At 40.1% G+C, this 12,050-nt stretch carries 13 protein-coding genes and 1 tRNA gene; 9 read left to right on the top strand and 5 right to left on the bottom strand.

The window, feature by feature from the left end; all coding sequences use genetic code 11:
- Window positions 1–422 precede the first annotated feature (422 nt).
- The 7 genes from BuS5_RS10255 to BuS5_RS10225 all read left to right on the top strand — a co-directional run bounded on the left by BuS5_RS10255 (window position 423) and on the right by BuS5_RS10225 (window position 4,019).
- Entirely contained in the window at window positions 423–839 is a 417-nt protein-coding gene (locus tag BuS5_RS10255) for a hypothetical protein (RefSeq protein WP_027354163.1), read from the top strand.
- Entirely contained in the window at window positions 763–1,095 is a 333-nt protein-coding gene (locus BuS5_RS10250; RefSeq protein WP_027354162.1) for a hypothetical protein, read from the top strand. Before BuS5_RS10255 ends, BuS5_RS10250 begins: the two co-directional genes overlap by 77 nt.
- A gap of 5 nt (window positions 1,096–1,100) precedes the next feature.
- Window positions 1,101–1,661: a hypothetical protein gene (locus BuS5_RS10245; RefSeq protein ID WP_027354161.1), complete on the top strand. Its 561-nt coding sequence runs from the start codon at window positions 1,101–1,103 to the stop codon at window positions 1,659–1,661.
- 34 nt (window positions 1,662–1,695) lie between these two features.
- Window positions 1,696–2,286, top strand: coding sequence for a hypothetical protein (locus tag BuS5_RS10240; RefSeq protein ID WP_027354160.1), 591 nt, complete (start codon window positions 1,696–1,698; stop codon window positions 2,284–2,286).
- 324 nt (window positions 2,287–2,610) lie between these two features.
- The gene (locus tag BuS5_RS10235) at window positions 2,611–2,874 is read left to right on the top strand and encodes a transposase (protein WP_274427642.1); all 264 of its coding nucleotides are present in this window, start codon (window positions 2,611–2,613) and stop codon (window positions 2,872–2,874) included.
- Window positions 2,875–3,185: 311 nt separating this feature from the next.
- Window positions 3,186–3,359 carry a hypothetical protein gene (locus BuS5_RS10230; protein WP_157487451.1) on the top strand — a complete coding sequence of 58 codons (174 nt, stop codon included), beginning with the start codon at window positions 3,186–3,188 and terminating at the stop codon, window positions 3,357–3,359.
- Between the two features lie 81 nt (window positions 3,360–3,440).
- Window positions 3,441–4,019 (top strand): hypothetical protein, encoded by a 579-nt coding sequence (locus BuS5_RS10225; RefSeq protein WP_027354711.1) that lies wholly within the window; start codon window positions 3,441–3,443, stop codon window positions 4,017–4,019.
- A gap of 36 nt (window positions 4,020–4,055) precedes the next feature.
- Here BuS5_RS10225 and cfa read toward each other — a convergent pair whose 3' ends face one another.
- The gene (gene cfa, locus BuS5_RS10220) at window positions 4,056–5,192 is read right to left on the bottom strand and encodes a cyclopropane fatty acyl phospholipid synthase (protein WP_027354710.1); all 1,137 of its coding nucleotides are present in this window, start codon (window positions 5,190–5,192) and stop codon (window positions 4,056–4,058) included.
- A 129-nt stretch (window positions 5,193–5,321) separates the two neighbouring features.
- Here cfa and BuS5_RS10215 point away from each other — a divergent pair.
- Window positions 5,322–5,397 (top strand) — tRNA-Ala (locus BuS5_RS10215).
- A gap of 45 nt (window positions 5,398–5,442) precedes the next feature.
- Here BuS5_RS10215 and BuS5_RS10210 read toward each other — a convergent pair.
- The gene (locus tag BuS5_RS10210; RefSeq protein ID WP_027354709.1) at window positions 5,443–6,558 is read right to left on the bottom strand and encodes an NAD(P)/FAD-dependent oxidoreductase; all 1,116 of its coding nucleotides are present in this window, start codon (window positions 6,556–6,558) and stop codon (window positions 5,443–5,445) included.
- Between the two features lie 140 nt (window positions 6,559–6,698).
- Between BuS5_RS10210 and BuS5_RS10205 the strand changes: the two genes are divergently transcribed.
- Window positions 6,699–8,273 (top strand): iron-sulfur cluster-binding protein, encoded by a 1,575-nt coding sequence (locus BuS5_RS10205; RefSeq protein WP_027354708.1) that lies wholly within the window; start codon window positions 6,699–6,701, stop codon window positions 8,271–8,273.
- Window positions 8,274–8,488: 215 nt separating this feature from the next.
- On the opposite strand, the gene BuS5_RS10200 is transcribed toward BuS5_RS10205, so the two are convergent.
- From BuS5_RS10200 to BuS5_RS10190, 3 genes are read right to left on the bottom strand one after another with little or no spacing between them, the layout of a single operon-like run.
- Window positions 8,489–9,475: a DUF814 domain-containing protein gene (locus BuS5_RS10200; RefSeq protein WP_035266075.1), complete on the bottom strand. Its 987-nt coding sequence runs from the start codon at window positions 9,473–9,475 to the stop codon at window positions 8,489–8,491.
- A 31-nt stretch (window positions 9,476–9,506) separates the two neighbouring features.
- Window positions 9,507–10,655: a tetraacyldisaccharide 4'-kinase gene (gene lpxK / locus BuS5_RS10195; RefSeq protein WP_051375068.1), complete on the bottom strand. Its 1,149-nt coding sequence runs from the start codon at window positions 10,653–10,655 to the stop codon at window positions 9,507–9,509.
- The gene (locus BuS5_RS10190; protein ID WP_274427641.1) at window positions 10,652–11,839 is read right to left on the bottom strand and encodes a 3-deoxy-D-manno-octulosonic acid transferase; all 1,188 of its coding nucleotides are present in this window, start codon (window positions 11,837–11,839) and stop codon (window positions 10,652–10,654) included. Before BuS5_RS10190 ends, lpxK begins: the two co-directional genes overlap by 4 nt.
- Window positions 11,840–12,050: the final 211 nt, after the last annotated feature.

The following is a 12,050-nucleotide window of genomic DNA, read 5'->3' as shown; positions in this document are numbered from 1 at the left end:
AAATAATTTTACCAGATATGCAACATTATTGACATGGCAAAATTGGCATCATATCATGATCTTGTTATTTATGCATTTCCACGATGTAGCGTGGGGAAAGATATCTCGTCTTAATTTTAAAAAAATGGCATCCTTCATTCTCAGTTTACATTTATTTTGTATAAAAAATTAAATTTTACCGCCGAGAACGCAAAAAACGCAGAGAAAACTACTTGATTTTTAATGTAATATCTCAGCGTTTTCAGCGAACCCTGCGGTAAAATACTAATTCTGACATTAAAAAAAAGTGTTAACTACTTTTGGGCATTAATGAAAGATGCCAAAAAAATTGAATATTTTTTCAATTTATCCGTCAATATACTTTAAAAACAGCTTTTAAAAACCAATATTTTTTTAACGTTTAATATCCAGGGAGGGGAAAAATGAAAAAAACAGGCTTTATTCTTTTCGCAATTTTTTTTCTTGTCGGCACGGCGTCCGAGGGCATTACAGGCGAAGGGGTAGCTATCCAGAGGGTGATAACAAATACCCGCTCCGAGCTCGGCCAGCTTGCTTCATCGTCAAAGGCCCGCAAAATTACCGAACTTATGAAAAAATTCGATACGCAATATGAAACCTGGAGCAACTCCTGCGGAGGAGGGGAAAATTTTGACCCTGAAAATGTCAGCGACGCGTGCAAGTCGATGGCGTCCCAGATGCGTGAAACCGGTATACTCCTTTACGGAAGCCTGTCTGACTACCTTCCGGATGTGGCTGCCAGGTATGAGCAAGGCGCCGGATCCGCCAACCGAATCATTAACAAAAAAGCTGTGGGCCGGATACCTGGCGGAAAAATTTGAAAAAGCAAAATTTATTTTAGAATCCCAGCGTGAATACGGCGAAATCATTTTCAATGCCACAAAAGCTGTCAGCGCAATGCCGCAGGTACTTGGGTTGCAGTACACCGGGGCAGGTCTTTCAGCCAGGCCGAATGCTAAAGTAATAGAATATTACCGCAAAAAAAATATGCCTGCATCGCCGGTTTTAAAGGAAAAAAAGTCGGCGGGTTTAAACCCCGATTATAATCTCTGGTCATATTTCAGACAAGGAGGATAAATATAATGAAAAAAATAACAATACTTATAGTTGCACTTATCTGCATCCTTGCTTCAGGATGCGCAGGAATAAAAAAATTGACAAATAGAGGAGCAGACTCTCCGCCCCCCTTAACCATGATTTCACAAATCGATTCCTTTAAACCGGAAGTCGCCTGCCGCCAGGCTATTGAGGTAGTAAACAGCAATCCTTATAATCAGGAATTATTCGAAAAAATTTTTGCAAAGCTTGTGGAGCAATGCAAAAACAGCGCAGCGCCTGAAAATGCCGATATTATCTGGAATAATTTTGTATCGCCATTAAACCATACCGGCAAGGTGCCGCCGGATTTGGTAAAAAATCTGTGGAACTCTTATTTCTCAGCGCAGTTCGTCAGCTTGCCGTCTGTGGATTCCATAGAACAATGCTGTAACAAGCTGGTCGATATAAAAAAGAATATTGAAAAGGAATACAGGCTCAAACAGGAAGGTTTTGCAGCCTGCCAACAGGGAAATCCCGACGCTCATTTTTTAAATGCAATGTATGTTTACAACACCATGTGGGCGGTCTGTCATGAAGTTGATTGACCTGAACATCTATCTATTCATCCTGGAGAATTGAATGAAAATTCCGTCTGCCATAATTATATCATCTGTTCTGGCTGCGGTTATTTGTCTGATCCTTGTTTTAACAGGGATTATCAGTTTTAAAAAAAATGATATGGAACCGTTGAAAACGGAAATTAAAAAAGCGGAAGCTGTTTTTCACAAAGTTCAGGATACCATACTGAAAACACCGGTTGAGGATAATCTTGAACCTTTGCCTGAACCTGAACCTATACCTAAAACAGACCGGCAAAAGATTGTTTTTGAAAACGCAGCCGGTTTTTTGCGGGCCGCGGTTGAAGAAGGGACGGCTGATATTGAAGAGCAGTTCAAAAAATTTTTAAAGGAAGAGGAAGGACTTGATGAAGAGAGGGTTCAAAGATTTTTAAAAATGAGCTTCTGGAAAAATTTCGTCACCCTGCAGAACATTGAAGGCGCTGGTGATTGCGATAAAATCCGGTTGGAATTTACCAGGGAAATGGAGCTGAAAAAAATCGGGTTTATTGCAAAAGGGATAATTCTTATGAATAGCGAAATTGAGTCGGCTGAAAAAGAGCTTGAAAGGATGTGTTCGGATCTTCACAAAACCAGCCAAAATCAACCATAAAGGCAAGTCTTATGCGGTCCATATTTACTGTTTTAATTCTTTCAATATTCTGGAGCTTTTTGTTTATCTGTGCCGGGGTTTTCAGCGGCATGATCACGATTACCGCTTCCCCGGACTGGCTTCTACATCCCCTGGCTGCAGTCTACCGGCACCTTAAATTATCTATTGTTCCTTTGTTCCTTTTGGAGTTCTTTTTGCTCTCTATTTTTATCTGATCAACAGGATCCGAAGTGAACTATAATGGACCCCAAAATTTGAACCAGTTGCTAAGCTACAAAACAAGTGGTAAAGGCAGGTTCAATTTGACACCAGAAAAGGAGGTCCATGAGAAAAAATTACAGTGGAAAATTTAAAACCAAAGTTGTCGTTGATGTTATGAAAGAACAGGAGACAGTAGCAGAATTATCATCTAAGTATGAGATTCATCGCTCACTGCTCACAAGATGGAAAAAGGAGGCCATAGAAAGATTACCAGGAATCCTTTCGACAACAAAGAAGAAGGGAAATGATGATCAAAAATTGATAGAAGTCCTATACCAAAAGATCGGTCAACTCGAAGTAGAGAATGACTGGCTAAAAAAAGGTTGAGACAATCCGTTCCTGACCGTAGACACCTGATAGATATGGGTCACCCCGATATCAGTATCAACAAGCAATGTGAGTTGTTGCAGGTGTCTAAGGGAGCCCTTTATTACCAGCCGAGGCCAAAAGTTCATTAAAGCAATATTTTAAATTTTATAATAAGGAGGGGCTTCATCAGGCATTGCAATACAAGACCCCTGAGTTTATCTATTGGGGGAAATCCGCTGAAAATTAAAAAGAATTCTATCTTATTGGATTGGGGACCAGCCCCCAAGCCCTCGGGATTTAACGCATAGGGACCAAAGCATGGGGGAAATATGAAAGGCGATGTCAGAGCATCAGCCGACACCCGCCTCCCATGCTTCAGTCACCAGCGCGACGCTCAGGCAATGCTTCCCAGCATTGCCATCTCCTCCGAGCTGGCAGCGGTATTATACCAGGGCAAAATCAAATTTCAAGACTTTGCTGACAGTAAGGTCAAAGAAGATTGAATTTAACAAAAAGATTGGCACTTTTTCGTTCCCAAATAGGATCGAAAATGTAGCTTAAAAAATAACAAAATCGGTCTTGACATGGGGTCCACTTTAAAAATCGAACAACTTCCAACAATCGGCACTTGGTGGTCAAAAGATCACGCAACCTTTTACGCTGCTGTGGGAAAAATAATAACGGCCTCCGGTCAAAAGGGTTTCCAGCCTGTAAGCACGGGCCTGAACAGCTCTTTGTGTATACGAAATATTAAGGGCAAAGAGCCTTTCCTTTCGATTCTCTACGCCTCGCCTGTTTTTTGCGAAACCGGAGGGGTGCGAGGTTTTATGCTTGGAGATACTCGCAGAGTCCTGATATCAATCGGCTCGGCGCGAATTCAGGACTCATATGTAAAGGCGGAAAAAATCGCCCGCCTTAAAGCCATACGTTTTTTGCTCGGCCTAAAAAAAGGTATTCACATATCCTCTGTCGAATACCTTGAAGATCACGAACGTATTTCTCTTCCAGGAAAAGGAGAAAAGTATCTGCTCCTTTCGCAATTCTTTTCGGTGAAGGAAGAAAAGGTAAAAGGAGTTGTCAAGGCGCTGCCTGTTGTTGCCACCTGGGAGGATGAAAAGGGAGAGGTGGTTTTTGTTGCGGTTGGGGATGACCTTAAAAAATAATCAATTTTCCCCTGGTACCCTTAGATTGAGAATTGATCAGGCGAATAATTGTCCCCTACACCGATAACCTCCTTTTATCCCTTTTTTTGATAACACAATCTGCCACAACCGATTCCTGCTTGCCCTGAAACTCCCCGCACATGAAAGAAGATAATATGTCCACATACGATAAAACCGCTCATCATATTCATCTTTTATTTTGGTCCAATTTTCTATGAAATTGTTGTACCAGGCCATCAAAGTTTTGTCATAATATTGCCCAAAGCTATGCCAATCCTCGAGCACAAACAATCCCTCGGTTGCCGAGGTGATCTGTTTTGCAGACGGCAGCATTGAATTTGGAAAAATATACTTATTAATCCAAGGATCTGTTGAATTCACAGAATTGTTTCCAGCTATCGTATGCAACAAAAAAAGGCCATCTGCTTTTAAACATTGGTGGACAACTTTCATAAAAGTCCTGTAGTTTCCGCACCCCACATGTTCGAACATGCCTATAGAAACAATGCAATCGAATTTTTCTTTTAACTCCCGATAATCCTTTAGTTCGATTTTAACATCAAGCCCTTGGCAGAATTTTTTGGCACATTTCACCTGCTCCCGGGACACTGTTATGCCATGTATATTTGCGCCATATTTTTCAGCCGCGTATTTTGCAAAACCACCCCAGCCACACCCAATATCTAAAACCTTCATACCGGATCTTAACCCTATTTTTCGACAAATTAAGTCCAACTTGTCTTCCTGTGCCTTATCCAGTGTTTTCGCTTTTTCCCAATACCCACAAGAATAGTTTAGCCCTTTGTCTAACATAACAAAGAAAAGATTATTTCCGATGTCATAATGCCGCTCACCAATGATATAGGCTTTTGATTTTTTTTGAGCATTCAGTATTTTTGCCTTGAGCATGGCCCACAGGAATTGTTTCGTATTTACTTTTATTTTCTTGTCCAACTTATCTTCCAGGATTCTTTCAAAGAATTGATCAAGGGATTCACAATCCCACCAGCCATCCATGTAACTTTCTCCCAGGGCAAGAGAACCTCCTGATAAGACCCTTTCATAAAAATTGTGGTTATGTATCCGGATATCCCATGGTCTGTTCCCATTAATCTGAACATCCGAAGGCTCAAAGATTTTGCGCACAACTTTTTTTACTTTCGGCTCCTTCATGTGATTATCCTTTGTTAAATTTTAATCCAAATAGTGACAAAGTACTGGTTAAGTGAAACTTTTTAAGGCGCCATCGATTTTATCAATTGACCAGTCAGTTATGATTTGATATGTAAACAATTTTTACGTGGGGATGTAGCTCAGCTGGGAGAGTGCGGCGTTCGCAATGCCGAGGTCAGGGGTTCGAGCCCCCTCATCTCCACCACAAACCATCTATATACCACCAAACAAGACCGTCACATAAATAATTTTACAGGCACAACTCCTTTACCATCCTTTCCACCTTCAATGCTATGGCAGGGCTGCTTGTAAGTCCGGGGGACTCAATCCCTATCAGGTTTATCAGCCCATAGAGTCCTTTGTCCCTTTCATCATTTATTATAAAATCTCTTGCTTTTTCTTTGGGGCCTGATAATTTAGGTCGAATCCCGGCCATATCAGGAGCAAAGGCATCTTTGTCAAGGCCTTTTATTATTTCGGAGATGGAACTATAGAATGAATTTAACTTTCTCTTATCTACTTTATAATCCAGACTGTCAACATACTCCGTATCAGGCCCAAAACGAAGACGTTTCCCAAGATCGAGGGTGGCATGTACGCCGAGCCCTGTCAGGCTATTCTGCGGCACAGGATATACCAGCATGTTTATTGGAGAGCGCTTACCATAAAAGAAATATGAACCCTTGCAATAAAAAAGGCGGTAATTGTTTTTGACAACATCAATTCCTGCCAATGATGCAATTTTATCCGCAAAAAGTCCGGCCGCGTTTATAACTATCTTTGATTTAAATTTATACCCACCCTGTTCAATTCCGATTATAAAGCCTTTATCCTGTTTTTTTAATGAAATTACTTTGGAGTTATAAGCAAACATAACCTGATTAGACTCAGCCTGGCTGATAAAGAGCTGCATCAGCCCGTGGGAGTTGACAATACCGGTATTGGAAGAATATATAGCGCTGATTGCATTAACATTCGGTTCCATGGTCTGGATATCTTTTTTATCAATAAATTCTAACCCGTTGACTCCATTTTTAATTCCGTTTTCAAAAAGTACCTCCAAAGTCTTTTGTTCGTTTTGATTTCGGGCTACTATTAATTTACCGATTTTTTTGTGAGGAACGGAAAATTCTTTGCATGTACTATAAAGCATCTCAGCGCCCTGCAAGCATAGAGACGCCTTTAAGGAACCGGGCCTGTAGTAAATACCTGAATGAATCACTTCACTGTTTCGGCTTGAAGTATCCATGCCGAAACGACAATTTTGATCCAGAACAACAATATTATCATAGTTGGCAGAGAGCCTTGCAGCTATTGCCAAGCCGATTACCCCCGCGCCGATTATTGTAATTTGTACTTCATCCATACAAGTTATTTTGTCAACGTTCCTGATATTTAGGTGTTTAACATACCCATAGCATATGGTAATAGTAGTTGTTAAGTCTTTATTATAGATTTTAAAAATAACAGGTTAGCCCGAATTTTTCATAAATCGGCAATACTTATATGATGAAAAAAGAGACCGAGCAGAGCACCTATAAAGAAAAAACTTTTTTATTCCTTAGCAGAATTTTGCAGCAGTACGGTTATATTATTACTACTGAATGCTCCGGGTACACCCCACCCAAAAATTATCCTACGCTATCCCGGGCTGCGGGCGCTTTTGATTTTATGGCGCATAATCCTGATGGCCGCACAATCTTTTTTTCGTATTATGACAAGGATCGAGAAAAACTTTTTAAAAAGTTATCAGCGGAGATTAGTGCAGCGGATAAGGAATCGTTCAATATTTTATATTACATGCTCTTCCCGTCTTCTGAAGAGATGAATAAATTCAGGACCCTGGAATGGGCGGAAAACTGGCAAAGGGGATTCTTTATCTCCTTTGAAGAGCTTGAAAAAAAAGCCGAACAGATCGATAAAGTTGATCCCGATTTTATACCGGCTAAATTTCATAAAAAAAATAATAAAGCCCACTTAAAAAGAAGCATAAAACATTTCACAGCGGAAATTATCAGTAATTCTCCAGTCGGATATGGAAAAAATCCTGAACACTATATCCTGAAATTCAAAGCAACAGGTCTGGATAGGATACTCCCCGGACAGTTTGTCATGGTAGATACTCTCCCGGTCGGCAAAAGAACGCAAGTAGATTTTAATCATTATAATAATCCCCGGTTTCGTTCCACTTATCGTTCAGTCGATTTGACGAACAAAAATTTCAAACGTAAATCTTTTTTAAAAAGGCCTTTTGGTATCCATCGCTGCTATTACAAATATTTTAAGCTGAATTATTTAAAACATCTATCTCTTCCACCGGATCTTGCAGAAATAAGCCATACTCTTTTTCCCCATGAGTTTGAAATTTTATATAAGCTTATTCCAGACGGCACAGGGACCAATGAGTTAAAGGAAATCAAGAAAGGCGAACGGATAAAGATGCTGGGGCCTCTTGGGAAACCCGAAAATCCTGTATCCTGGCGATTAAACGGTATTGAAGAAATACATCTTGTGGGTGGAGGCGTTGGAATGGCACCTCTTGTTTTTTTTGGGCAGGCGCTAAAGTTTTATTCTTATAATATAAAAGCTTTTTTAGGTATAGACAAAATTGAGACCTTAATAAAATCGGCTCCTTTTGCAAAAACATTTGCGTCGAAAACAGAGCATGCTCTTGTTTATATTGACGAATTGTCAAAAATCGGTCTTAAGTCCGGTGAAATATTCTTATCTTCCGAAAATAGAATCGATAAAAAATTAATCATGAATAAAATTTCAGAAAGTAACCTCCATAATGGCTTTATAACTGAACAGTATAAAGCATATCTTGGAAAGCTGAAATCTCATAAAAAGATAATGATTATCACTTGCGGGCCTAAACCTATGATTACGGCTTTAAAAAAGATTATTGATAAATTCAAGATTCCGATGAAAGTTCTCCTTGAAAAAAGGATGGGATGCGGCATCGGAGTCTGCATGTCATGCGTCTGCAGAACAATAAAGGATAACCGGGAGGAATACTCGCGCGTCTGTACGGATGGGCCTATGTTCGACTCGGAAGAAATCTGCTGGGAAAAATTATGAATATATATTTTAAGGCTGTTGACCGTACCCCCACGTTCCACATATAGATTTTCAGATAATTAATTTCACAAGGCCAGAGGGAGAAAGGCGTATTGTAATACTTCGACGACCGATAACGCAGTGAAATTATTTATGTGAAAATCTATACGTCCCATTTTTATATAGGTTGGCGGTATATTGTGTGGTGGTGGAAATCGATAAAAAAGTCGGTCCGCCTATATCATCCTGCTTCTGTTTTCCGACGGCGGAATGCCGACTACCCTGACAGTATTGCTACCTTCCGGAGTAGTGACCTCTGCAATTACCTCCCTGCCCTTTTGAGCCTTACTGTAACCGGCGCAAATTGCCGCGGCGGCTGTAATATCCTCTCTGCTTCCTGGAGAAAGGAGAACTGTGGGACTTGGAATTTCTTGTATTTTGATCAGAATATCAGTGCCGGATCTATAGTATTTGATTATGTCGTCATTATCTTTTTGGTTTCGGCCGACGATTATTTTAGTCTTTTCATTCAAGCGGATGTGGCGCCCATACCTTAGAAGATGAAGTTCCTCTTCGGCATATCCGCCCTGGTGCGTGAATAGATCTTTAAGCCGTATTGAGTAACCTTTATCTGTAAGCAGGCAGCCTCCTGCCGGAGTGGGGTATCCGTTGACATTCATCTGTTCCGCCAATTTGATCTGAATTTTTCTGGATCTTCCGGTAATATTCATAAGTAAAGCTCTGTTGACCAGCCCCTTTTGCTCTGGAATAGTTTCAGGTAATCTTCCGGCGCTCAAAGGACGAAGTATGTAGCCGTCATAACCTGATCTTTTTTCGACATAACGCAAAGAAGGCCTTGTTTGGGACATGGGCCGCTGGCCAAGAACCTCGCCGCTGAACAGAAAATCGAACCTTTTATCTTCCATCATTTTACCTGCGTGTTTGAACATCAAAGCATGACAATCCATGCATGGATTCATATATCTGCCATAGCCGCAGGCTGGATTTTTCAGCATTTTGAGATAAGATTCGGTTATATTCAAAACCGTTAAGGGAATGTTATGGGTACGCGCCGCTTTTTCAGCTTTTTCAGATGAAAAAAAAGGAGTTTCAAAAGTCACCCATTCAACATATATATTCTGCCGTTGTAATAAAAGGGCGGACAATATACTGTCAAGGCCCCCTGAAGAAAGGCCTATAGCCCGTGTTATTCTATCAGACATGATTCATATTCTGTTAAATCTATAAATAATTTCAATGTGTTAAAGATCCTAAAATACGTTTCTTTATGAAGAGACTAAAAGCCTCTTTATCTTTTCCCAATGAAATTTCAACACCTATAACTATCAGATCTAAAGGCCAGGTTATCTCACGGTCCATACGCGCGTAATCCTTTTCAGTTGTCACTATATAATCAGCATTGGATTCGATTGCTGATTGTGTGATTCTCTTTATATCATTATTGGTATAAATATAATGATCCGGAAACTCCAAAGAACCTTTTATCTTTTTTTCAATCAAGTTAACAGAATTGTAAAAATCTCTATTTCTTGCAATCCCTGAAAAAAGAAAAAGTTTTTTATGTTGCAAGATATTCAGACCCAGGTAACCTTTTAATTGCGTTTTTGAATCCGTTTTTAATCCGGCCCCTGAAACACCGCATTTCACAACACTATTAAGATACGGTATATGAGATGATCTGAAAACAGGAATGTCGCGTGCAATATTACTCAACTCTTCCGGCAATCCATTAATCTCATAATCAGCCCTGGTTAAAAGAAAAGCATCGCCACGCTTAAGTGCTGAAACAGGCTCTCTTAAAATTCCTCTCGGCAGCATGTGTCTGTTGCCAAAAGGCAAATCATTATCAAGGAGTACCAAATTAATATCACGTTGTATCTTCAAGTGCTGGAAAGCATCATCAAGAATTATCACATCCGGATTAAATTGTTTTACGGCCATACTTCCCGCTGCAAACCTGTCTCCACCGATAATAACGGGAATCCCTTTAAGCCGTGCAGCAATCATGCAAGGTTCGTCGCCTGCATCGGCTGCATCCATATATATCTTTTTTCCATTACTTACAATACCGCCTTTTTTCTCTGCCCTGCCTTTGTATCCCCTACTGACCACCGCCACGCTCAACCCGAAATCCTTAATCAATTCCGCCAGATAGATTGTCATGGGGGTCTTGCCTGTGCCACCCACGGTAATATTGCCAATGGAAATAACGGTGCACGGCAGTTTCTCTGATTTAAAAATCCTTTTTTTGTAAAGAGATTCCCTGATTCTTACAATACCGGAATAACCTGTGGAAATAACCGACAGAAGACGAGCAAGGAGAGAATTCTTTTCCCTGGCGCTATACATAACTGATTCAATCTGCTTGACTATATTCCTCATAACGGCGCCAAATATCTGCTTATCTCATCCACGGTCTTTTCAACAGCCCCTTTGTTGAAACAAAAAACTCCATAAGCGTTCTTTCCCATCTGAACCGATTCTTTTTCATCTTCCAAAAGGGTAAAAGCGGCTTCATAAAACTCTGTCGCGTCAAAAACCTGTATTGCAGCCTTGGCCTCTAAGAGCATCCCCGATATCTCGGCAAAATTACTCATATCAGGTCCAAAGATAATAGGCTTGGAAAATGCGGCAGGTTCAAGGGGATTATGCCCTCCCCTTGTTACCAGGCTTCCCCCAATAAAGGCAAGATCTGCGATAGAGTAAAGTTTTTTCAAAATTCCTATAATATCAATTATTACAACGTCGCATTCCATGTCCGGATTGGAACTGGAAATATTTTTTAATTGAACAGCCGTATATCCTGCTGATTTATAAATCCCGCATACGCTTTCAGAACGTTCAGGGTCCCTGGGCGCAATTATCAGAATAAGACCATTAATATGATTTTTTAATTTTCTAAAAGCCTCCAGTATAATAGTCTCTTCCCCTTGATGAGTGCTTCCGGCCAAAAGAATTTTATGATCAGGCTGGATTCTCATAGAACTTTTCAATTCACGGGTTTCGGCTTCTGAAAATTCAACATTATCCTGATCAAATTTTATATTACCCGTAATTGTCAATGTTTCCGAAGGGACTCCGATTATTGAATAACGTTCTGCATCCTGCCCGGACTGCGCACAAATTTTAGAGAATAAAGATAAAACCCTTTTCGCAACAAATGCAAAACGTTTATATCCTCTAAAGGATCTGTCGGAAAGCCTTGCGTTGACAAGAAGTACGGGAACACCGCGGCATTTCATTTCAAAAAGAAAATTCGGCCATATATCCGACTCAATTATAACAACAATCGAGGGGTCAACTTTTTTGGCAACAGATTTAACTGAAAAATAAAGATCATAAGGGAAAAAAAATATTGTATCTACTTTGTCAAAGAACAGCTTGCAGGCAATTTCATAACCGGTTTTAGTGGAAACGGAAAAAACAATCCCCTTATTTGCAATATCTTCCTTCAACCTTTTTACAAGGGGGACGGAGGAAAGAACTTCCCCAACAGAAAGAGCATGAACCCAGATAGTATGTTCCTGTATTGCATGCAGCCCATTATGCTTAAAACAGGGAAGCATATTGCTGATTCCCAGCCTCGGGAGAAATGTTTTGCGTCTTTTTCCCGATATTATTAGAACAGGAACAAGAAATGGTAAGAAAATAATTATTATGATTAAAAGCAGTATATTATAAATAAAAATCAAGATTAACACCCATGTTTGACATTTTCCGATCAGGTTAAAAACTTTTTACGAATTTATCGTTTATTGAGCAAGTAATAAATCGGAT

It is taken from the genome of Desulfosarcina sp. BuS5, assembly GCF_028752835.1.
Lineage (GTDB): Bacteria > Desulfobacterota > Desulfobacteria > Desulfobacterales > BuS5 > BuS5.
This window is presented reverse-complemented; position numbering and strand designations above follow the sequence as displayed.